The organism is Paraglaciecola sp. (assembly GCF_039943935.1).
GTDB lineage: Bacteria > Pseudomonadota > Gammaproteobacteria > Enterobacterales > Alteromonadaceae > Paraglaciecola.
In genome coordinates this window covers 136,319-156,776 of the sequence record NZ_JBDUZQ010000010.1, presented here as the reverse complement: position 1 = coordinate 156,776, position 20,458 = coordinate 136,319, and the positions used below count along the sequence as shown (strand labels likewise).

Below are 20,458 nucleotides of genomic sequence, written 5' to 3'. Positions count from 1 at the left end.
AGTTAAGCCGGAACTACGGGATGCCTGGGTACTGTTTTATTTGTTCTTATAGGGCGAGTAGGCCTTGCTTGGCCTGTCAATTCACTAGTTAAAGCGCTCTTCCCTTGGCTGGTAGGAGGGCTTAATTTCTTAAGTTGTGGCTTAGGAAGTTTAGTGTAAATACAATCTCGTATATTTGCAGCTGTATAACCGGAACGCACTTTGATTCTCACATGGGGAATGTGTGCAGCATCTAAAGCCCCACTTACAAAAAAGTCACGTTGGCTTTTATAGCCGTCCTTGCCGTTCAGATGGACTAGATCGATTGCCATAACGGGAGACATGTCACTTTTTGAACATAAAACAAAATCTAAATGTTTGCTACTAGCTCTGGTGGTAGCGTTTAGGCTGGTTTTTTTGTTGGTACTCTGACGGATGCTTAAAATATCATTCATCTTGACTCGGCACAGAATTCTATAATCGTTTCCAACCGCCTCATCTATTAATGATAAAAATGTGCGCTCTACTGGTGTGAATAAGTTACCTTTCTTTTTAAATGGAAAAGCAATGCCCGGCTCATTTAGCTTCATTGCGCCCACTGCTACTATAATCAGTAGCATCATTAGTATAATTCCAAGTTCCATGATCTCTCCAAGAGCTAATGTCAGTTTTTTGACAAACGTATGTTGTTACTTGGATAAGCAAAGAAAGTGCCAATGAATTAAAATATTCATTGGCAAAAATTGGAGAGTTAATTAGTCATTTAGATTGCTGTTAACTTGTTGATTTAACAAGAATATCAACTTGACTACCGGCACCATCTTTAGAAATTATTACTACTTTTTCCCCCTTTTCATATTGTAATACTATTCTGCCCTTTAACATCTCTTCATCTTCAGCTTCACCAAGCTCTTGAAGATAAAAGTCTTTAGTGGTTTGCTGATCATCGACAGCAAAATAAGACAAAGTTGCAGGTAGTTTAGTGTCAAACAGTTGGCAAAATTTAGCATTTGGATATAAAGGTAAGGCGAAGAAGTCAGTTGGGCAAACCTTACTAACAGTAGGAGCAACCTGTTCATCTATCACTAGCTCGTCAGCAATCAAGTTGCTTGAAATAGCCATCATAAGTAAGGTGGCAGGTTTTAGAATAAATTTTAACAAACACGTATCTCCTAGAATGTCCTTTTGTTTACTATAGAAGTTCATTAAGTTAGCAGCAAGGCAATTCAGCGCAGTAAAGGTATGCCGGCTGCCCAATGAGTATATTTATGTTCAAACTATGTGTAGATTATTTAAGGCTGACCTTGTTTTGCTGTGGCTTACTGATCGGTATTCAGGTGCCGGCTGTAGTTGACCAGTATGAAAAACGAATTAATGCACAGTTATCAGAAGCCCAGACTATATTGAGTGGATTTCAACAAACAGCAGAGCGTTATTTTCAAGGAGATATACATGCTCTTTTGAAACATTATGAGTTAAGTAAGGATGATGTATTTAGACATGATGCTCAAAATATTCGGTATATCACTGAGCGTGTTACCTTTTTAGAGGCAGAGCAAAGGGTGTTATTGCAGAGTGAAATTCACCGCGTATTTCACGTGTTAGTTACTCCTGAGCGAGAGACCTTTAACGAAACCATGAAACATTACAATCACATGATATTAATTGATCTTCAAGCTCTAGTTTGGGGGGTATTGTTTGGATTTTTAAGTGCCACATTAGTAGAAGGGATCCTGCATCTACTTGGTTATTGCGTAATGTGTCTAAAACCACATAAACATAAGGATAATTTGTGATTTTAGAACAAGCGATATTAGATGTTATTCCTGGGAAACAGCAAGCGTTTGAAATTGCGTTTAAACAGGCCCAAGTCATTATTTCTTCTATGGAGGGGTATATCCATCATCAATTACAAAAATGTATAGAGAAAGACAATCGTTATTTATTGTTAGTACAGTGGCAAACGCTAGAAGATCATACTTTGGGTTTTAGAGAATCTCCTGAATATCAGCAATGGAAAGCGCTATTACATCATTTTTACGAACCCTTTCCTGAAGTTGAGCATTTTCAGCTCGTGCAAGCTTAAATAGATGCGAAGTTACTATCGGAATCTGACGATTTTATTGAGGAGTTATTCTAAAAGAGTATTTTACCTTATTACTCTAGTCATTTACGTCACCACTTAGTTTAGCTGTGTATTAGTTCCTCTTAGGAAACTCTCTACTTTGGTGATTTAGAGGTGCTCGCAATTCTTATGTTAGGGCGTTAGAATTAGCGAAATATCTAGATGAGCTTCATCTAATTGCATATTGACCTTAGTGTCGCTATTTTTTCTCGTAGGAATACTTATCAATCACATGGACTCTACTTCTTTTAAATTAACTTCTTCACAACTCCATTTTTTTAGCCAAGGGCAAAGTGCGGCAAGATGGGCGGGTATTGTTGCAAAATATCAACCACTATTTACTGCGCATCCGGCTAAAAAATGGCTTTTAGCTGAATCTGACAGCTTTGTGTTTTCTGCTTTGTTTTATGCATTATTAGCTTCAGGAAAATCTGTGGTACTGCCACAAAATACTCAGCCCGAACATATTAAGCAGGTAAAAGAGACTGTCGGTGCGAGTGTTGGCCCAGCAGGTATATCGCCAACTTATCAATCTGATTTAGACTTCTGTCCAAGCTCAGAGATAACATTAACGATTCAATTAGATTCCAAAGTGTATTTTTATACTTCTGGCTCTACAGGTGTTCCTAAAATTATTGTTAAGCCATTTAAGTTGTTACAAAAAGAAGTGGATGCATTAGAGGCTAAATTTTCTGAGCAGGTGACAGGCACCGTTTTTGTTTCAACCGTACCGCATCAGCATATATACGGCTTGCTCTATAAAATTTTATGGCCCATGAATAAAGGTCATCAATTTGTTCCGCAAGGATTTGAATATCCAGAGCAAATGGCAAATCAAATCGCCAAAGATGATTGTATCTCAACAACTATTATATCAAGTCCTGCTCAATTACAGCGAATGATTGCAGACAACCCCTTACTAGCAGTAAAGGATAAGGTAACTAATATCTTTTCTTCTGGAGGTCCATTAGACGCGCAGAAAAACTTAGGTTTACAAGATGTTTTACAATGCACTTTAATAGAGGTTTTTGGGAGTACGGAAACTGGAGGAATTGGTTGGCGTTGTCGTAAGTCAATACAAGATGAAGACTGGCATATCTTTAATGAAGTAAATATATCTTATCAACAAAATAGCGATTTACTGGCTATATCTTCATCTTATATTGATGAACCATTTTTCAATGCAGATGATCGTGTTGAAATAATAGATGCTAATCGGTTTCGAGTCTTAGGGCGAGCGGATAGCGTGGTAAAAATTGAAGAAAAAAGAGTCTCGTTAGATGAAGTGCAAGCAAGGCTAAAACAACATCCATTTGTGGACGATGCGTTTGTGGTGGTAGTTGGTTCAGAGCGGCGCAAGTTGGCAGCGTTAATTGTATTAAATGATGAGGGATTAAAGACCCGTAAAGGGGCAAAAAAGATTGAGTTAGATAGGCTATTCAAAGGCTTCTTATCTAACTGGTATGAAGCCATTTTACTGCCAAAAAAATATAGATATCCAGTTGAATTACCCTATAATGCCAGAGGAAAATTGAGTAGGCGAGAAGCGGAGTCTTATTTTGAGTGAAGATGTATATCATGGAGATATATTAACTAAAGAGTTAGCTGAAGGAGAAGTTAAATTGGAGCTTAAAATTCCCGAGAATCTCTATTATTTTCGAGGCCATTTCCCATCAGCTCCCGTACTCCCAGGTGTCGCTTTAACCCATTGGGTAATGGAATATCTATCTGAATATTTTGATGTTGATCCTGCTCAGTTTGTGGGCTTAAGTGCTTTAAAGTTTCAAATTATTATTCGTCCAAATTATGAGATATCTCTGCATTTAAGAAGAGTCAACTCGAGTAAATATTCCTTTAGCTACAGCTCTGTTCATGGGCAGCATGCATCAGGCAAGGTACTGTTTAAGTGAAACCTCAGTACTGCATTGTTATTCCTAATTATAACCATGGGGATGTGATTGAAGACACTATTGCGAGTCTTATTAAGTTTTCACTGCCTATCATTTTAGTGGATGACGGCAGTGAATCTTTGACTCAGAAGGTGCTTTCAAAAATTAATGAAAATTATGCTGAAGTGTTGTTGTTACGCAGAGATAAAAACGGCGGTAAAGGTGCTGCTGTTAATACTGGCCTTGTAAAAGCCTATGAGATGGGTATGACCCATGCTTTGCAAATTGACGCTGACGGACAACATGACTTAGCAGACGTAGACACTATGCTGGCTGAGTCTAGAAGTAATCCCAAAGCGTTAATTAGTGGTAGGCCAATCTACGACGATAGTATTTCAAAAGGCCGTTATTATGGCCGCTTTATCACTCACTTCTGGGTATGGATTGAAACCCTCTCTTTGCAGATAAAAGACTCAATGTGTGGCTTTAGAGTTTACCCATTAGAGGCATATGCCGAGTTAATCAAACAAGTTAATTTGGGAACTCGCATGGATTATGACATTGAAGTTATGGTGCGGTTATTCTGGCAAGGGGTAAATGTAAGGTTTATTGCCACTAAGGTTCATTATCCTGAAGGCGGGGTTTCCCACTTTAATGCACTGCAAGATAATTGGTTAATCTCAAAGATGCATAGCAAACTTTTTTTCGGCATGTTGGTGCGTTTACCTGCATTGCTTTTTAGACGCAGTAATAGGTAGTCATGGAACAAAATCAACATTGGTCAACACTGAAAGAGCGTGGCAGCATGTTCGGTATTCAATGCCTAGTTTTTATCTACAAGGTCTTTGGTAAAGGGCTTTTTCAGATATGTTTGTTTCCTGTGATGCTTTATTTTTATTTTACCGGGCGCATTGCAAGGCACGCCATTAAAGACTATTGGATACAATTAGAAACCACTCGAGGCGTCACACCATCTAAAGGTTATAGGTTACATCGCCATGCATTTAAGGTATTTATTTCCTTCGGATTAGCGATTGTGGATAAGTTCGATGCCTGGTTAGGTAAAATTCATATTGAAGACATTGAAATTATGAATTCTGAGGTTTATAACAAATTAACCTCTAACCAAGGGGCGGTAATTTTAAGTGCCCACTTAGGTAATATGGAAATATGTAGGGCTATTTTTAGCTCTGGTGAAAATAAGAAAAAGCTCAACGTTATTACTTACAACGAGCATGCGCCTTCATTTAATAATTTTCTCAAAAAAATTAATCCAGATGCCGCAATAAATTTTATTCATGTGAATAACTTTGGGCCTGATGACACTATTATGTTGAAACAGAAAATAGATGATGGTGAAGCAGTGGTTATTTTTGCAGACCGTACTTCAGTGAATAACCCAAACAGTGTTAATTTCGTCCCTTTCTTGTCTAAACCAGCACCCATAGCTATTGGGCCCTTTGCCTTAGCTACAATTATGGAATGCCCCGTATTTTTTATGACATGTATAAAAAATTCAGAAAAGGGAAAGTATCAAACTTACATTGAAGAGTTTGCTGAGCCCACTAAAGTGAAGCGCAAAGAGCGTAAAGAGTATTTTCAAATGTTGATGGAAAAGTATACCGATAGATTAGGTTACTATTGTTTAAAAGAACCTTATCAGTGGAATAACTTTTTTGATTTCTGGCGTGCTAACGAAGCAGAAAACCCTAACCAACCAAAACAAAAAATAGATAAAGCGGGAGTAAGCTAAATGGAGTCAGGCTTGAATAAAGTGTGTTTGGGTTCAAATAAGATTTCTATTGAAGATGTCGTGAAAATTGCAAAGTCTGGTACACAAGTTGTGTTATCTGAAGATGAGCTGTTTCGGAAAAGAATCGACCAAGGCGTAACGTTTTTAGATAAATTGCTAGAAGAAGACGGACATATCTATGGGGTTACAACTGGATATGGTGACTCTTGTACTGTAGAAGTGCCCTTGTCACTGGTTGATGAATTACCTATTCACTTAACACGGTTTCATGGTTGTGGATTAGGTGAATTTTTTAGTGTTGAAGAAGGCAGAGCAATATTAGCTGCTCGCTTGATATCTTTATCTCAAGGTTTCTCTGGGGTGAGCTGGGAGCTACTAAACTTGCTAGTGGCTATGTTAAATCAAAACATTATTCCAGTTATTCCTCAAGAGGGTTCTGTAGGGGCAAGTGGTGACCTTACTCCTTTATCATATGTAGCGGGAGCCTTGATTGGTGAGCGAGATGTTTATTACCAAGATAAAATCATGCCAAGCGCAGAAGCCTTTAAGTTAGCAGGGCTTACCTCAATAACACTTCGTCCTAAAGAAGGCTTGGCTATTATGAATGGCACAGCGGTAATGACTGCATTAGCTTGTCTAGCCTATGACAGAGCCACTTATTTAGCGAAATTAATGGCAAGGATAACAGCCTTATCCAGTTTGGCATTGAAGGGTAATAGCAACCATTTTGACGATATCTTATTTAGCGTAAAGCCTCACCCTGGGCAAAACCAAATTGCTGCGTGGATTCAACAGGACCTCAATCATCACTCTCATCCACGTAATTCACAACGACTACAAGATAGATATTCTATTCGTTGCGCCCCTCACATTATTGGTGTGTTGCAAGATAGCTTGCCTTGGTTCCAAAGTATGATCACCAATGAGCTTAATAGCGCTAACGATAATCCCATTATAGATGGCATTGGTGAGCATGTATTGCACGGTGGGCACTTCTATGGTGGCCATATCGCTATGGCGATGGACTCACTAAAAAATTGTGTTGCTAACTTAGCTGACCTAGCCGACAGACAAATTGCAACTATGGTTGATGTAAAAATGAATCATGGTTTGCCTTCTAACTTGTCTGGGGCGCAAGGCGAAAGAAAGTTTATCAATCATGGTTTTAAAGCAATACAGATAGGCTGTTCTGCTTGGACCGCTGAAGCATTAAAGTTAACTATGCCAGCCAGTGTATTTTCCCGTTCAACCGAATGTCATAACCAAGATAAAGTGAGTATGGGAACCATAGCCGCTAGGGATTGTTTGCGGGTTTTACAATTAACTGAGCAGGTTATTGCTGCAACGTTATTGGCTTCAGTGCAGGGCGTGTGGTTGCGTATTCGAAGTGGAGAGCTTCAAAAGGCATCATTAACCACAGAGATGACAAGCATGTTAGATGATATTAGCGAGTTTTTTGAGCTATTAGACGAAGACCGTCCAACGGACAAGTTGTTACGTAAGACCGTTGACTTTGTTAAACAACAAAAATGGTCTTTATATGAAAGCTAAAGCCATACTTAGTGTCAGTACTGAAATGGAAGTCCAGTTTTATGATGTAGACTCTATGCGGGTGGTGTGGCACGGAAATTATGTAAAGTATTTAGAAGCAGCACGATGTGAGTTATTAAAAGCTTTTAACTACAATTATTTAGAAATGGAAGCCACAGGCTATATTTGGCCGATTGTAGACATGCGCTTGAAGTATGTTGCGTCTGCAAAATTAAGTGACTTTATTATCGTTGAGGCAAACCTAATTGAGTATCAAAGTAGGTTAAAAATTGAATATGTGATCAGAGATAAAGCCACAGCCAAGATATTAAATAAGGCATATACCATTCAGGTTGCGGTAGATATTACAAATGGTGAGATGTTATTTGAAACGCCCCAGTGTTTATTAGAAAAATTATCGCCATTTATAAATGAATTATAAAAATAGCTTGTGGGTTTAAATACGGAGTAGGGAATATGAGTAACACAGAGGCGTGTGACGTAGTCATAATAGGGGCTGGTCCAGCAGGAGCTATTGCAGCCGCTATTTTAGCTAATAGAGGCTGGAATACCGTAGTTGTAGAACGTGAGGAGTTTCCTCGCTTTTCAATAGGTGAAAGCCTATTGCCACATTGTATGGAATTTGTGGAACAAGCGGGTCTGTTGGATGGATTGCTTAAACATGCCTCTGAACTGAACTTTCAATATAAGAATGGTGCAGCTTTCTACCGCAAAGGCGAACGTTCAGATTTCAATTTTGAGCAAAAATTCTCTGAAGGGCCAGGTACTACATATCAAGTGAAACGAGCAGCATTCGACAAGTTATTAGCAGATGAAGCCGCTAAGACAGGCGCTGACTTTAGATACAAGCAAACGGTTCAGTCAGTAACGAATGATGAGAAAGGTGCCTGCCTAGAAGTTAGTACCGAGCTAGGAAGCTACCAACTAAACGCCAAATTCATGCTTGATGCCAGCGGTTTTGGCCGAGTCTTACCTCGGATGTTGGATTTAGAGTTACCCAGTAACCTTAGCAATAGAAAAGCTGTATTTACGCACTTGAAAGATAATATTCCTAAGAGTGCCAACTTCGATCGTGAAAAAATATTAATCACAGTTCACCCTGAAATCGCTGATGTTTGGTATTGGTTAATTCCCTTTTCTGACGGTACCTCGAGTATTGGTGTGGTAGCCCGTCCAGAGTGTTTCGACGAGTCTCAGAGCTGTGAACAGCAGTTACTCAAGTTTATACATGAAGACGACAATTTAGGTGAGCTATTAGCCACCGCTGAAGTGTTACAACCAGCTCGAATGATTGGGGGGTACTCTGCCAGTGTTAAGTCTTTGCATGGGCCTAGTTTTGCGTTACTTGGTAATGCTGGAGAATTTTTAGATCCGGTATTTTCATCTGGTGTGACCATAGCAATGCGCTCCGCTGCTTCTGCTGCAACATTGCTTGACCGTCAATTATCAGGGGAAACTATCGATTGGCAAACCGAGTATGAAGTTCCATTACGTAAGGGAATTGAAGTATTTAAAACCTTTGTGATGTCTTGGTATGACACCAGCTTTCAAAATGTAATCTTTTTCCAAGATGAAGAATCAGAGGTTAAGCCTATGATAACTTCAATATTAGCTGGGTATGCTTGGGATGAAACCAACCCTTTTGTGAAAAGCTCAACTAGAGGCATTCGCATGCTAACAAAATTATGTGAGGCAGATTAGTTGTATAACGCGACACCTTTATACATAAATGGTATTGGCTTATGCAATCCGTTAGGTGGAAATGCAGATGAAGTCGCGGCAAATTTATTTGCTGGCACTCAAAGTGGAATGCTTTTACGCGAAGACTTACTCCATGAAGGTAAGATATTCGTTGGGCAAGTTACCGTAGGCTTGCCTGAATTAAGCTCGTTTCCGAAACACTTTCAAAGTCGAAATAATCAATTGTTATTACAGGCTTATAAACAAATTGAGCCCCTTGTGAATGAGTTTAAACTACAATTTGCGAGTACTCGATTTGGGATTATATTGGGTACGAGTACTTCTGGCATTGCTCAAGGAGAAGAGGCAATGAGCTATCGGCTAGAAGCAGAGAGTTTTCCTGATAGTTATGATTATCGTATTCAAGAGTTATCAAACCCTGCTGAGTTTTTGAGTGAGTATGCAGAGCTCGATGGCTACGTATCAGTAATTTCAACTGCCTGCTCATCTAGTGCTAAAACCTTTATAACAGCGGCAGAGATGATCAGCGCTGGGGTAATAGATGTTGCTATTGTTGGTGGAGTTGATTCACTGTGTGGAATGACAGTAAATGGTTTTAGTGCTTTAGAATCGACTTCAGATGGTATTTGTAATCCATCAAGCGTTAACCGTGATGGTATCAATATAGGGGAAGCGGCAGCCTTAGCTGTACTAAGTCGCCAAAGGTCAGATATTAGACTGTGTTCTGGTGGTGAGTCTAGTGATGCCCATCACATGTCAGCGCCACACCCAGACGGTGCCGGGGCCAAAGTTGCAATGCAACATGCATTAACACAGGCGCAGCTTAGCCCTCAAGATATTAATTACATCAACTTGCACGGTACGGCTACTCCAAAAAATGATGAAATGGAAGCGATAGCAGTGTCGTCGGTTTTTCCTGATAACCCTTATGTTAGCTCTACTAAAGGAAGTGTTGGGCATACTTTAGGGGCGGCAGGAGCAACAGAAATAGCTTTTTGTTATTTAGCATTACAGCAACAAAAGATGCCGCTTCACATTTGGGATGGTGAAAAAGACTCGGCAATGCCTGAATTAAATTGGGTTAAAGCAGGGAGCCAAATCGATGGGAGTTTAAAATATTGTTTAAGTAACTCCTTTGCATTTGGTGGGAATAATGTGAGTTTAATTATAGGCTTAGAACATGAATAAATATGCCATAGAAGATGTGGTGCCGCATGCTCACCCTATGATATTAATTGAGCACTTAAAAGAGTTCAGCGAAAATTCTGCTTCTTGCTTATTAGAGATTAAAGAAGATAGTAACTTTTATAATCCAGAGAGAAAATCGATACCATCTTATGTCGGCTTAGAATATTTAGCCCAAAGCATAGCTGCTTATGCGAATGCCAATAAGGTAGCTGAAGGTGGTGAGGTTGCTTTAGGGTTTTTAGTGAGCGCCCGCAGTTTTAAAGCTGCGGTAAGTGAATTTATATTAGGTACGCAATTAGAAACTAAAGTCACTAAGCTCTTTAAAGAAGAAAATGGTTTGAGTGTATTCGATTGCTCGATAGTTTGCGGTGAAGATAAGCTAATTGAGGCCAAAATTAATGTATATGAACCAGAAAATCCTGATTTGTATCTGAAGGAGAACACCTAAAAATGTCTAAACGGGTAATTGTAACTGGTTCTAGTAAAGGAATTGGCAAGGCAACCGCATTGCGATTAGCAAAAGATGGCTTTGATGTTACTGTCCATTGTAGGGGAGACCTTGAAGCTGCAAATAATGTGGTAGAAGCGATTAAGGCCATGGGCCAGGAAAGCTATTGTTTGCAATTTGATGTTGCTAATCGCAGCCAAACTAAAGCCATTTTAGAAAAAGATTTAGAAGATAATGGCGCCTATTACGGCGTGGTTTGTAATGCGGGTATAACCCGAGATACTGCGTTTCCTGCAATGACTGAAAATGAATGGGACGACGTCGTACATACCAATTTAGATGCCATTTATAATGTATTGCACCCGCTTACTATGCCTATGGTGCGCACTCGAAAAGGAGGGCGCATTGTAACTATGGCTTCTGTTTCTGGAGTAATAGGAAACCGAGGGCAAGTTAATTATAGTGCCTCAAAAGCAGGAGTGATTGGTGCCACTAAAGCTTTAGCATTAGAATTAGCTAAACGTAAGATTACCGTTAACTGTGTCGCTCCCGGTTTAATTGATACTGGAATGACAGATGAGTTACCTATGGATGAAATTATGAAAATGATCCCTCTAAGAAGAGCTGGTCAAGCTGATGAAGTTGCAGGTGCGGTTTCATTTTTGATGTCTGAAGATGCATCTTATATAAGTCGACAAGTATTATCTGTAAATGGTGGAATGGCTTAATGAAAAGAGTTGTTGTAACCGGCATGTCATCAATTACTGCTTTAGGTGATAACTGGGCAAGTTTTGAGTCAGCTCTTAAAAAGAAAAAAAATGCCGTTATTCGTATGCCCGAATGGCAAGATGTAAAAGGGCTGCATTCAGACTTAGCGGCTCCCATCTCTGATTTCTCTGTTCCAGAGCACTACACTCGTAAGAAAATACGCTCAATGGGGCGGTTATCTTTAATGGCCACACGTAGCGCTGAGATAGCGCTTCAAGAAAGTCAACTACTCGGAACCGAGGTGTTAACCAACGGTGACACAGGTGTAGCCTATGGGTCATCTATAGGCTCCACTCCTCCACTTATTGGGTTTGGAGACTTGCTTAAGCACCATGATATGTCAGGTATGACTGCTACCAGTTATATCAAAATGATGAATCATACTTCCGCAGTGAACATAGGTGTCTTTTTTGGTATAAAAGGTAGGATTCATACCACTAGCTCGGCGTGTACTTCAGGTTCTCAAGGTATTGGTTATGCCTATGAAGCCATAAAGTTTGGTAAACAGAAAGTCATGGTAGCTGGTGGTGGTGATGAACTATGTTTATCTGAAGTAGCTGTATTTGATACCTTGTTTGCCACTAGTACTAAATTAGACCACCCAGAACTAACCCCGAGACCATTTGATGTAGATAGAGATGGGTTGGTTATTGGTGAAGGGGCAAGCACACTTATTTTAGAAGAGATGGAGCACGCTATCGCTCGTGGCGCGCCTATTTTAGCTGAAGTGGTTGGATTTGGAACTAACTCCGATGGCTTGCATGTTACTCAGCCTAATAACGAGACGATGGCGGTATCTATGCGCCTAGCATTACTAGATGCAGGGTTATCAGCTGAAGACATCGGATACGTTAGCGCCCATGGTACTGCCACTGGTAAAGGGGACATTGCAGAAACCCGAGCCACTAGCAGTGTTATGGGAAGTAATATGCCAGTCAGCTCATTAAAAAGTTATTTAGGCCATACCTTAGGGGCATGTGGCGCAATAGAAGCTTGGGCGAGTATCCATATGATGAATAACAACTGGTTTGCGCCAACAATTCAACTAAAGAATGTAGACCCTTTATGTGGCGAGTTAGATTACATTGTTGGTGATGGAGCAATGATCGAAACTGACTTTGTTATGTCTAATAATTTTGCATTTGGTGGTATAAATACATCATTAATATTTAAGAGAACAAACTAAGCATTGCGGATTACTTGACCGATATAAAAACGGCCTTTTAGGGCCGTTTTTTATAGATTTTCAATAAGTGACTTAAAGTCTAACTTCAGTAACCACTCCGTTTTCATCAAACTCAATTGCTTGCTTTTTAAATTTATTTAACCAGTACATCCACGTTGAACCTTCTGTAGAAGGAGTCGCATGAATAGGTGGGCGGCCCATAGCGAAAAGAATGCCTTCTTTGGTCATGCCTATACTAGGTTTACCGGATTTAATACCCGCTTGATCAAGGGCATTTAAAGATGCCACTTTACTTTGATCACATGATGTACCAATAAAGTTGGAGATATTTTGCAACAATGACTCACCCGCTTTTCGAGTGTGCTTGTCCCAAAGGTAGGTGTAAGTTGCGCCGTTGTAGACAAATTCAACTTCTTTTTCGCCAATATCTTCAATTTCTACTTTTGAACACATAGGGATCATCATGCCATCTAGCTGATAATTGACTGCGTAAAGTATTTTTCGTTTGTTGTCAGGGTGCAAATTAACTAGGGTTACCAGTGTGGCACCTTCTTTTATTACACTGTTGCTATCAGCAGTTGAAGAACACCCTAAGGTGATTGAGCCAACCGCGATTGCTATGGCTAATAGAGATTTTGATTTGGTAAGTAACATCATTTTTAGTCCTTTTAAGGTTTAGTTAGCGTACCCTAATATTTCTATATAAAAAATAACGACTAGAGTGGCATTATTTAAGTGCAGATAGAGATAATAAACTCGTCTGCAATTGTTTCTCCATTTTGGCACATTCTTGCAAAGTCTCAGCAATAGTGTGCAAAGAGATATCTTGGCGCTTTTTACAAAATAACACAGCTTGCATGGCGAATTCTCGCCATTTATCGCCTATTTCGGTCGTTAGCTGTGATAGCTCATACAGCCTATTATCACCTGTTAAAACCGATGCCTCATCTAAAAAGCTAGCAAACATAAACCTAAAGCCAGCTCCACCTGTACCGATTTCTTCTTGCATCCTTACGATATTACCTAAATATAAGCGGGTGTATTTCATGGGCTTATACTCTAGTTTCACTATCTGTTTTGCTAGGTAATGTATTCCTTTAATACCAAAAAAAGACACCCCAGGAATGGGCAGTCCATTCATCATTTTGGCCGTTTTTCTAATGCTTTTATAGATCAGAGCATTTAATTCAACTTGATGTCCATTATCTTCTAAAACATACATTAAACCTTTTGGGGCAAGGGCGCCTTTGGCGAACCTTGCTCGTTTTAGATCGTCTGCGGGGCAGGTGACGACATCTTCAAAAACAGGGTCACTTATAAGATAATCACCTTGTTCGTTTTTTCCATATACAACTAGGTTATGAGCATTGAAATGAAAACGCATATCCTCTGGAAAATAAGGCAACCAATATACAGAAGTTTGCAAGCCTACGGCATGACCTTTCTCAAGCTCTTTGTCTAATGCTTGCATGCCTTTTTCTGGGCTCGAAAATTTTTGGCTATGTACTGTCATACTTAGTTTTTTAGCTACGCCTTTAATAATACTTTTAGGAGGCATTCGATATGCAATTAAAGGCAACCCATTAATTTTTATGAAAGGCAAATATGCAAAGGTAAGTGCTGATGCTAGGCCAAAAGCCATAGGCTCGCTCATTGATAGACGGCCCTGATTGCTTAACATATTCGCCACAACACCACTTTCACAATGTGATGATTGGCGATGCACAAAGTTATTTTCTATATGATTCATTAGGACTCTTCAATATTGATAAGCTGCAGCATTGATAGAGCAAAAACGTCACAATAAATGTCTAGTTTACGTTGGCTTAATTGACTAAATATCTTAGGTTTAAGGTGGCGTTTTACTTGCCACTGAAAGAACCCGCTCACTTGTGCTAGATTTGGGATGTCAAAACGGTGTTTGTGCATATGGTAAGCCAAAGGAGACAGCTCGCCTACTTCGACTGCTTTTTTGGCTTCTAATGTTAATAGCTCTAAATCTTCTACGGCCATGGAAGTGGCGAAACTCTCTACCTCCCATCCACTTGATTGCACACCTGTGTAATGGCCTTCTTTGTCCGTGGCATACATTAGCTTTTTATGGCCATCGTAGGTGGGGCTATTATCTTGTGGCACTTTATCTTCACGCATAATTAGACAACAGTTAGTTGAATGAATGCACTAGAAAAGCGACCGCTTTCAGGTACGTAACAAAGTAACTTTTGACCCGCTTTCAATTGAGATGAATTAAACAGTTCTTCAAGCATAATAAAAATAGATGCGGATCCTGTGTTGCCTTTTTGAGGTAAGTTGGTAAACCATTTTTCAAAAGGTAATTCAAAGTCAATATTGACCAAGCTTTGATATACTTTGTCTCGGAAGTAATTAGAGGAGTAGTGGGGCACAAAATAATCATAATCACTTGTTTTAAGCTCTCGCTTAGCGATGATTTTTTTAAGTGTTTCTTCTACGGTGAACTTAACTATATTTTCGTTTAACAAGCGTACATCTTGTTTCACTGACATGATTGACTCTTGCTCTCTTTGGGCTCCGCTGTAGGTATTCCACCCTTTGAGTTTGCCGTCAATTTTTTCAGCTCCTGCATACATACAGGCTTCAAGTTGGTTGGCAAAAGAGTAACTGTCTATCCAATCGATACGTAGAGATAAGCCATCGGTATTGGCTTTATCGCTTAGTAATGCGGCACCCGCGCCATCAGATAGCATCCAGCGTAAAAAATCTTTTTCAAAAGCCATTTCAGGGTGGTCGGCTAAGGTATCAATTTTATGTTGATGCTCAGAGTCAAAATTACGAGCATGCATAATGGAAGATGCCACCTCACTGGCGACTACTACACTTTGCTTGCTTTCACCTGCTTTTATATTCAAATAGGCATATTTAAGGGCCGTGATGCCACATAAACACACCCCTGAAGTTGACACGATTTCGCAGGGTGGGTTTTTTAACTCGCCATGAACCATAGCAGCATGATTAGGCATAACTTGGTCAGGCATAGATGAAGATGCTACTAAGCTGTCAAATGAGGTTAAATCGGCATCTTCTGCAAATAAGCCCCGAACCGCTTTGGCTGCTAATTCAGCGTTAGTGTAATTTTGCTCGCCAGTTTCTGGGTCTATGGCGTAATAACGTTGCTTGATGCCATTGCTTCTAAGAATGACTGCTCGGGCTCGAGATTTTTTATCACCAATAAGGCCTAAACGCTTTTCCATCTCACTATTAGTGACGGCTTTATTAGGAAGGGCTGCAGATAATTTAGTGATATATATATTATTTTTCATTCTACTCTCCAGATGGTTCCGCGTAGTATTTTTTTTGAGCAACAATTTTTTTTCTAGTCAGAGGCGAAATTAGCTTTTTAAGCAACGCACTAATAGGTACCACAGTGAGGATTAATAATATTAAAAAGGTTACGTACACTGAAAGCCCAATGGCTCTTCTTTTGCTGTGTTGTGGGCCAAGCTTGCGTAATATTTTTGACCAAATATTAAAGCTATGGCTGGCGACTCTTTCACTAGCAATCAATTTCTCGTTTATTTTTACGGCACCTAAACCCGCTAACATGCTTTCTTGCACAGGTTCGGGGTTAAACTCTAGGCGTTGTCTAATTGCTTCACCAAAACGCTTTGCATCAATAATATCTTGCTCGCCTACCCCTGCCGGTGGCACCCAAGATAAAGGCTTTTTGTTGCCGGTTAGCATCCATAGAGGCGTAGCTAAAAAGCTAAAAAATGCGCCGCAATCATCACTTAGCACTACGTTATCTACTAACTTAGCGTTCAGACCAGTAAGCAGGCTTTTTACTTTTTCTTGGGCCATTAACCACATTCCTCGACAACCAATAACGGTTACCACAGGTGTATTGTTAAACAATGCTTGGGCTTGTGGTGATTGTAAAAAAGAAGCAACTGGGATAGAAGGTGATAAAAACCAAACTTGATAGGTCAGGATAATTAAATCATATTCATCATATTGTGGTGCGATAGGGTTTAGCTCTACTGGTTCCATCACAACCGTTTCAGGAAAAATACGAAAAAACTTTAAAAAGGGCCAAGGAAAAGGAAAGGCTACCTTAGGTTTAATTACGATTGTTTCCATCGAGATTTGTTTAGAATCTTCAAGTGGCTGGCAGATAGAGTCTTTAATTTTAGACAATTGCCCTGTTTGGGTATAACAAATAGTCAGTATTTTACGCATGGATTAGCTGATTGTTCCTTCCTCAGTAAACCAGTATTATACTGAACCATGTCTCAATGTGAACTCTTAGTTAATGATGAAAATGTCAATTCTTGTAACCAAAATCTTCTTACTATGCTTGTTGTTCATGTTAACTCTCTCTACTGCTTTAGCTATTGATATAAAGGTGCAGGTCACTAGTAAAAAGCCTAAACAAGCTCAGTTACATATTGAGCTATATAAGCTTGCTGGCGACTTAGACTTCAAAGAAAGTTGGCAGCATACAGTTGCTATTGCTAGCCATGATTTTGAGATGAATGGGGATCAGAATACACAGTTTTTTATATTGAAAAATGTAGAGCTAGGTGAAATGTGCGCTCGTAGTTTTGTGGATGTAAATGGTAACAATAAATTAGATAAAAGCCCTATGGGATTGCCTAAAGAGCCCGTTGGTTTTGCTAACAACCCTATTTTGATTTTTGGTGAGCCTTTGCCATCTGAGGCTTGTTTTGAGGTTACCCCTACCACAACAGAAATACATATAAAGTTGCAGCATAAAAAGCGCAATAAATCTTAAAACTGAGAGTTAGGCTCTCCTATATCGATAACGAAAGGCGTTGTATTACTAGCATTGCGTATGGCGTCGAAACTAAAGTTTTCTATATCAGCGATAGCTGTATTCTCAGCATTTTGGGCTAACAGGGCATAACAATTTCTTTCACTTTGAGTTTCTTGCCACAATAAAATAATGACTCGTTGAGAGGGTTTAGATATGACTTCCATAGAGCTGACCAATAGGGCCTTTTCTAGCGCTTGTTTGTCTGCACCTAAAAATAAATTGCTGCCGTGAATATTAAACTCTTTGGCAATGTAAAAATTAGCAGCATTACCCACAGTGGATACAAAATCTAAGGGACGAATAGACTTTCCTGAATGCCCATCAATAATTAACTTTTGAACTAACTCAACTGAAAAGTATGGGGCGCAACTTACAAGTGATGAAGTATCTGGGTTGCTAACCTCTAGCTTTAACTTGGCTACCGCAGCTAGTCCTGCAAGGGTAAAATTATCCATTCTACGCACTGCTACATCAAAATTGGATTTTACTAGTTGCCGCAGTGCTTTGTTGTCCATAGACCGGGGGTGGGTAAAGTGAGCTTGGCGAATAATAGTTAACTTCATTGGTGTTCTGCCTTTAAAACGAGAGCTGCATTATTCCCACCGAAGCCACAATGATTGATTAGAACATGTTTGTAAGTATTAAGCTGCCCAGAAACAGGGGCAAAAGGGAGCATAAGATTTTCATCTTGAGTGTCTGGTACAGGTAAATAATGTGTATTTAATAATTCATCCATAAGGGCAATTTCAAGTGCGCCGCATGCTCCAAGTGTATGTCCAATATAGGGTTTGAGTGCAATGATGGGGGGGGGCGTTTCAAAATATTGTTTCAGGCCATGGTATTCAGAAATATCATTATTGTAAGTTGCAGTGCCGTGTACCTTAACGAGATCGATATCAGTTGGATGTAAGCCTGAATTTTCCACAGTGTGTTCTAGCACAGAGTTAATATGACTACCGTCCTCTGCCGTCATAGTTAAACTAGATGTATCACAGGCTGAATATCCCCCTAAAACACTAAAGTAGTGTTGGCGCTTAGGTGGAGTTTTACTTAATAGCAGCGCGCCTATTCCTTCTCCTAACATTAAGCCATCTCTTTGGTATTCGAATGGGCTTATTTTGTTCTCTGATATTAAGTCTAGAGAGTGAAAGCCATCGAGGGTGAGGTGATTGTAAAACTCACATCCAATAATAATAACCTGCTTTATATTAGTGTTTTCAAGTAAGCCTTTCCCATAAAGCAGTGCGTTTATACTTGCGGTACACGCTGTATTAAATACCATATGGCAGAGGCTTAGCCCTAGTGTTTGTTGCAAGTGCTCGCTAAGACGATCTATCTTAGGTACCCAAATAGCTGGGCCTGGATTAGGTTTTATTGTGCCAATATCTAACGAAGTTGAACCTAACATTAGGGCCGTGTGTTTAAGGTCCTCTTGGCTTAGCCCAGTTTTCTCTATCAGTTGTTGGGTAACTTTTGTAAGGGTGCTAAACACTCTTACTTCAGATGAATCGATACTTAAGCTGTGCATACCATAAAAAGGAACATTTTCTTGATTAGGCATAGCAACTGAAATATTGGGGCGGTCATTAAAAGTTAATGAGTCAGTAGTACTATTGCCGCAAGCTGAATGAGAAACACTAGAGTGAATGTAGATTGCCATTTTTATGGTTGTTTAACGCTTTGGATGTAATCAACAATACTGGATATTGAATGTAAGTGCTTACGTGATTCTTTTGAGCCCTCTACTTTTATACCAAAATGTTCTTTTAGTACTAACGCTAACTGTAATGCGTCTAATGAATCTAAGCCAACGTTTGATTTTTTTCCAAAGAGTGGCTCGTCATCTTCTATATCTTCCCATGACAAATCATCTTCTTTGTCACACTCAACTATTATTAGCTGTTTTAATTGTTTCTTTATCGCATCTAATTCCATAATACATCCCTAATTTTACGACTAAATAAAAATGACGCCACCCCCAAAGATGCCAAGCTGAAAAGGCAAAGTAGCATAATTTGTTGTGCTGAATTATTTGCTGTGGTGTAAAACATATTCTGTTTGATTAGTTCGGCGGCCCAATACATAGGAGAAAGTTGAGCCACTTCTCGCAGGCTTGCTGGCATCACATCCAAGGGCACCATAAAACCACTTAAAGCAGCTAAGATAATGTTTACACCACCGCCGAGTACGATAGCTTGTTCAAAACTTTTCACGAGAGCAGAAAAAATAGCTGCAAAACATACGGCACTAAAACAAATAAATAAGCCCATAGGAATAATATGTAATATTTGGCTATAGGTTATGGGAGCTGAATCGACCACTAGCGGTACTAGCCGCAATCCAATGAAAACTAATACTAAGAACTGAGCCAAGCTAATACAGTAAAACGCAGTTAGCTTTGTAAAAAAATAAGTGTACATGTTTATCGGGAATGTTTTTAAGCGTATTAGTGTGCCGCTTTGTCTTTCATTTACCAAAGTGATGGAAATAGGTAATACGATAAAGAATATTCCAAACACTAACCAAGAGGGAATGCTGTAACTAATAACGGGTGATAAAGACCCAGTTTTAGTTTTTATTAATTCCGATGTATCTGATTGTTTAACAATTTGCTCCATTTGCTGTTCTAAAGGTAAATCAGCATTTAACTCTTCGGTTTCCAGCATGTATAAATGTAACTTTACTCTAGCAAATGATAATTCTAAGTGTTGCTGAATAACAGTTTGCACAGGGATCGAAGCGTTAGCGCTGAATGTAACAACAAGCAAATTTTTAGCGCCGCTAGTGAATACATTGTCGTTGAAGGAGTGACTGAAAGATAATGTGGCAGTTGCAGAGTCTGAAGAGTGAGCGAAGTGATACCCTAATTTAGTCAAATATTGGACGTAGAGCTTTTCATATTGTTGGGGGGGTTGTTCTACATAAATACTAACAGAGTCGAGCATATCTGACTGACGGCCACTCATGGCGAATGTCATCAGTAACATAAAAGTGACTGGCATGATAAATAACACCGCAATACTGTGCAGGTCACTAAATACCACGTGTAATTCCTTT

25 protein-coding genes are annotated in these 20,458 nt (G+C 39.5%); 14 read left to right on the top strand and 11 right to left on the bottom strand.

Annotated features, from left to right (window positions below):
- Window positions 1-2: 2 nt before the first annotated feature.
- Window positions 3-623 (bottom strand): DUF2726 domain-containing protein, encoded by a 621-nt coding sequence (locus ABJD71_RS06515; protein ID WP_348166337.1) that lies wholly within the window; start codon window positions 621-623, stop codon window positions 3-5.
- A 130-nt stretch (window positions 624-753) separates the two neighbouring features.
- Complete coding sequence (locus tag ABJD71_RS06510) at window positions 754-1,140, bottom strand: hypothetical protein (RefSeq protein ID WP_348166334.1); 387 nt, start codon at window positions 1,138-1,140, stop codon at window positions 754-756.
- A gap of 95 nt (window positions 1,141-1,235) precedes the next feature.
- Here ABJD71_RS06510 and ABJD71_RS06505 point away from each other — a divergent pair, with 95 nt between their 5' ends.
- The 13 genes from ABJD71_RS06505 to ABJD71_RS06445 all read left to right on the top strand — a co-directional run bounded on the left by ABJD71_RS06505 (window position 1,236) and on the right by ABJD71_RS06445 (window position 12,588).
- On the top strand, window positions 1,236-1,775 hold the full coding sequence (locus tag ABJD71_RS06505; protein ID WP_348166331.1) for a DUF2937 family protein: 540 nt from the start codon (window positions 1,236-1,238) through the stop codon (window positions 1,773-1,775).
- Window positions 1,772-2,065 (top strand): antibiotic biosynthesis monooxygenase, encoded by a 294-nt coding sequence (locus ABJD71_RS06500; protein ID WP_348166328.1) that lies wholly within the window; start codon window positions 1,772-1,774, stop codon window positions 2,063-2,065. The genes ABJD71_RS06505 and ABJD71_RS06500 overlap by 4 nt, the downstream gene beginning before the upstream one ends.
- A gap of 271 nt (window positions 2,066-2,336) precedes the next feature.
- On the top strand, window positions 2,337-3,671 hold the full coding sequence (locus ABJD71_RS06495; RefSeq protein WP_348166325.1) for an AMP-binding protein: 1,335 nt from the start codon (window positions 2,337-2,339) through the stop codon (window positions 3,669-3,671).
- Window positions 3,664-4,014, top strand: coding sequence for an acyl-CoA synthetase (locus ABJD71_RS06490; protein WP_348166322.1), 351 nt, complete (start codon window positions 3,664-3,666; stop codon window positions 4,012-4,014). The genes ABJD71_RS06495 and ABJD71_RS06490 overlap by 8 nt, the downstream gene beginning before the upstream one ends.
- Entirely contained in the window at window positions 4,011-4,751 is a 741-nt protein-coding gene (locus tag ABJD71_RS06485) for a glycosyltransferase family 2 protein (protein ID WP_348166319.1), read from the top strand. Before ABJD71_RS06490 ends, ABJD71_RS06485 begins: the two co-directional genes overlap by 4 nt.
- A gap of 2 nt (window positions 4,752-4,753) precedes the next feature.
- The gene (locus ABJD71_RS06480; RefSeq protein ID WP_348166316.1) at window positions 4,754-5,746 is read left to right on the top strand and encodes a family 2 glycosyl transferase; all 993 of its coding nucleotides are present in this window, start codon (window positions 4,754-4,756) and stop codon (window positions 5,744-5,746) included.
- On the top strand, window positions 5,747-7,297 hold the full coding sequence (locus ABJD71_RS06475) for an aromatic amino acid ammonia-lyase (RefSeq protein WP_348166313.1): 1,551 nt from the start codon (window positions 5,747-5,749) through the stop codon (window positions 7,295-7,297). It abuts the gene before it with no gap.
- The gene (locus tag ABJD71_RS06470; protein WP_348166310.1) at window positions 7,287-7,718 is read left to right on the top strand and encodes an acyl-CoA thioesterase; all 432 of its coding nucleotides are present in this window, start codon (window positions 7,287-7,289) and stop codon (window positions 7,716-7,718) included. The genes ABJD71_RS06475 and ABJD71_RS06470 overlap by 11 nt, the downstream gene beginning before the upstream one ends.
- A 35-nt stretch (window positions 7,719-7,753) precedes the next feature.
- Complete coding sequence (locus tag ABJD71_RS06465; protein WP_348166307.1) at window positions 7,754-8,998, top strand: NAD(P)/FAD-dependent oxidoreductase; 1,245 nt, start codon at window positions 7,754-7,756, stop codon at window positions 8,996-8,998.
- Entirely contained in the window at window positions 8,999-10,186 is a 1,188-nt protein-coding gene (locus ABJD71_RS06460; protein ID WP_348166305.1) for a beta-ketoacyl-[acyl-carrier-protein] synthase family protein, read from the top strand.
- On the top strand, window positions 10,179-10,634 hold the full coding sequence (locus ABJD71_RS06455) for a 3-hydroxylacyl-ACP dehydratase (protein ID WP_348166302.1): 456 nt from the start codon (window positions 10,179-10,181) through the stop codon (window positions 10,632-10,634). The genes ABJD71_RS06460 and ABJD71_RS06455 overlap by 8 nt, the downstream gene beginning before the upstream one ends.
- A 2-nt stretch (window positions 10,635-10,636) precedes the next feature.
- Window positions 10,637-11,362 carry a 3-oxoacyl-ACP reductase FabG gene (gene fabG, locus ABJD71_RS06450; RefSeq protein WP_348166299.1) on the top strand — a complete coding sequence of 242 codons (726 nt, stop codon included), beginning with the start codon at window positions 10,637-10,639 and terminating at the stop codon, window positions 11,360-11,362.
- Complete coding sequence (locus tag ABJD71_RS06445; RefSeq protein ID WP_348166296.1) at window positions 11,362-12,588, top strand: beta-ketoacyl-ACP synthase; 1,227 nt, start codon at window positions 11,362-11,364, stop codon at window positions 12,586-12,588. The genes fabG and ABJD71_RS06445 overlap by 1 nt, the downstream gene beginning before the upstream one ends.
- Before the next feature lie 72 nt (window positions 12,589-12,660).
- Here ABJD71_RS06445 and ABJD71_RS06440 read toward each other — a convergent pair whose 3' ends face one another.
- The 5 genes from ABJD71_RS06440 to ABJD71_RS06420 all read right to left on the bottom strand — a co-directional run bounded on the left by ABJD71_RS06440 (window position 12,661) and on the right by ABJD71_RS06420 (window position 16,803).
- On the bottom strand, window positions 12,661-13,245 hold the full coding sequence (locus tag ABJD71_RS06440) for a hypothetical protein (RefSeq protein WP_348166293.1): 585 nt from the start codon (window positions 13,243-13,245) through the stop codon (window positions 12,661-12,663).
- Window positions 13,246-13,315: 70 nt separating this feature from the next.
- On the bottom strand, window positions 13,316-14,338 hold the full coding sequence (locus ABJD71_RS06435) for a BtrH N-terminal domain-containing protein (RefSeq protein WP_348166290.1): 1,023 nt from the start codon (window positions 14,336-14,338) through the stop codon (window positions 13,316-13,318).
- Complete coding sequence (locus ABJD71_RS06430; RefSeq protein WP_348166287.1) at window positions 14,338-14,739, bottom strand: hypothetical protein; 402 nt, start codon at window positions 14,737-14,739, stop codon at window positions 14,338-14,340. The genes ABJD71_RS06435 and ABJD71_RS06430 overlap by 1 nt, the downstream gene beginning before the upstream one ends.
- Window positions 14,740-14,741: 2 nt before the next feature.
- On the bottom strand, window positions 14,742-15,887 hold the full coding sequence (locus ABJD71_RS06425; RefSeq protein WP_348166284.1) for a beta-ketoacyl-ACP synthase III: 1,146 nt from the start codon (window positions 15,885-15,887) through the stop codon (window positions 14,742-14,744).
- A 1-nt stretch (window position 15,888) separates the two neighbouring features.
- A complete protein-coding gene (locus ABJD71_RS06420) occupies window positions 15,889-16,803 on the bottom strand; it encodes a dialkylrecorsinol condensing enzyme (RefSeq protein WP_348166281.1) in 915 nt (304 codons plus the stop codon).
- A 127-nt stretch (window positions 16,804-16,930) separates the two neighbouring features.
- Between ABJD71_RS06420 and ABJD71_RS06415 the strand changes: the two genes are divergently transcribed.
- Entirely contained in the window at window positions 16,931-17,359 is a 429-nt protein-coding gene (locus ABJD71_RS06415; RefSeq protein ID WP_348166278.1) for a DUF2141 domain-containing protein, read from the top strand.
- Here the strand turns inward: ABJD71_RS06415 and ABJD71_RS06410 are convergent.
- Genes ABJD71_RS06410 through ABJD71_RS06395 form a run of 4 tightly spaced genes read right to left on the bottom strand, consistent with a single transcriptional unit; the run spans window position 17,356 to window position 20,445 of the window.
- On the bottom strand, window positions 17,356-17,964 hold the full coding sequence (locus ABJD71_RS06410; RefSeq protein ID WP_348166275.1) for a hypothetical protein: 609 nt from the start codon (window positions 17,962-17,964) through the stop codon (window positions 17,356-17,358). The two genes, ABJD71_RS06415 and ABJD71_RS06410, sit on opposite strands and share 4 nt — an antisense overlap.
- Entirely contained in the window at window positions 17,961-19,061 is a 1,101-nt protein-coding gene (locus ABJD71_RS06405) for a beta-ketoacyl synthase N-terminal-like domain-containing protein (protein WP_348166272.1), read from the bottom strand. The genes ABJD71_RS06410 and ABJD71_RS06405 overlap by 4 nt, the downstream gene beginning before the upstream one ends.
- 2 nt (window positions 19,062-19,063) lie before the next feature.
- A complete protein-coding gene (locus ABJD71_RS06400) occupies window positions 19,064-19,336 on the bottom strand; it encodes a phosphopantetheine-binding protein (protein ID WP_289029879.1) in 273 nt (90 codons plus the stop codon).
- Window positions 19,327-20,445 (bottom strand): ABC transporter permease, encoded by a 1,119-nt coding sequence (locus ABJD71_RS06395; protein WP_348166269.1) that lies wholly within the window; start codon window positions 20,443-20,445, stop codon window positions 19,327-19,329. Before ABJD71_RS06395 ends, ABJD71_RS06400 begins: the two co-directional genes overlap by 10 nt.
- Between the last annotated feature and the right edge of the window lie 13 nt (window positions 20,446-20,458).

Excerpts from the sequence above, each read along its gene's own strand:
- ABJD71_RS06400 (WP_289029879.1), bottom strand. The coding sequence starts at position 19,336 with ATGGAATTAGATGCGATAAAGAAACAATTAAAACAGCTAATAATAGTT.
- ABJD71_RS06430 (WP_348166287.1), bottom strand. The coding sequence starts at position 14,739 with ATGCGTGAAGATAAAGTGCCACAAGATAATAGCCCCACCTACGATGGC.
- ABJD71_RS06425 (WP_348166284.1), bottom strand. The coding sequence starts at position 15,887 with ATGAAAAATAATATATATATCACTAAATTATCTGCAGCCCTTCCTAAT.
- ABJD71_RS06440 (WP_348166293.1), bottom strand. The coding sequence starts at position 13,245 with ATGATGTTACTTACCAAATCAAAATCTCTATTAGCCATAGCAATCGCG.
- ABJD71_RS06420 (WP_348166281.1), bottom strand. The coding sequence starts at position 16,803 with ATGCGTAAAATACTGACTATTTGTTATACCCAAACAGGGCAATTGTCT.
- ABJD71_RS06495 (WP_348166325.1), top strand. The coding sequence starts at position 2,337 with ATGGACTCTACTTCTTTTAAATTAACTTCTTCACAACTCCATTTTTTT.
- ABJD71_RS06480 (WP_348166316.1), top strand. The coding sequence starts at position 4,754 with ATGGAACAAAATCAACATTGGTCAACACTGAAAGAGCGTGGCAGCATG.
- ABJD71_RS06410 (WP_348166275.1), bottom strand. The coding sequence starts at position 17,964 with ATGAAGTTAACTATTATTCGCCAAGCTCACTTTACCCACCCCCGGTCT.
- ABJD71_RS06415 (WP_348166278.1), top strand. The coding sequence starts at position 16,931 with ATGTTAACTCTCTCTACTGCTTTAGCTATTGATATAAAGGTGCAGGTC.
- ABJD71_RS06475 (WP_348166313.1), top strand. The coding sequence starts at position 5,747 with ATGGAGTCAGGCTTGAATAAAGTGTGTTTGGGTTCAAATAAGATTTCT.
- ABJD71_RS06465 (WP_348166307.1), top strand. The coding sequence starts at position 7,754 with ATGAGTAACACAGAGGCGTGTGACGTAGTCATAATAGGGGCTGGTCCA.
- ABJD71_RS06455 (WP_348166302.1), top strand. The coding sequence starts at position 10,179 with ATGAATAAATATGCCATAGAAGATGTGGTGCCGCATGCTCACCCTATG.
- ABJD71_RS06505 (WP_348166331.1), top strand. The coding sequence starts at position 1,236 with ATGAGTATATTTATGTTCAAACTATGTGTAGATTATTTAAGGCTGACC.
- ABJD71_RS06405 (WP_348166272.1), bottom strand. The coding sequence starts at position 19,061 with ATGGCAATCTACATTCACTCTAGTGTTTCTCATTCAGCTTGCGGCAAT.
- ABJD71_RS06435 (WP_348166290.1), bottom strand. The coding sequence starts at position 14,338 with ATGAATCATATAGAAAATAACTTTGTGCATCGCCAATCATCACATTGT.
- ABJD71_RS06445 (WP_348166296.1), top strand. The coding sequence starts at position 11,362 with ATGAAAAGAGTTGTTGTAACCGGCATGTCATCAATTACTGCTTTAGGT.
- ABJD71_RS06470 (WP_348166310.1), top strand. The coding sequence starts at position 7,287 with ATGAAAGCTAAAGCCATACTTAGTGTCAGTACTGAAATGGAAGTCCAG.
- fabG (WP_348166299.1), top strand. The coding sequence starts at position 10,637 with ATGTCTAAACGGGTAATTGTAACTGGTTCTAGTAAAGGAATTGGCAAG.
- ABJD71_RS06515 (WP_348166337.1), bottom strand. The coding sequence starts at position 623 with ATGGAACTTGGAATTATACTAATGATGCTACTGATTATAGTAGCAGTG.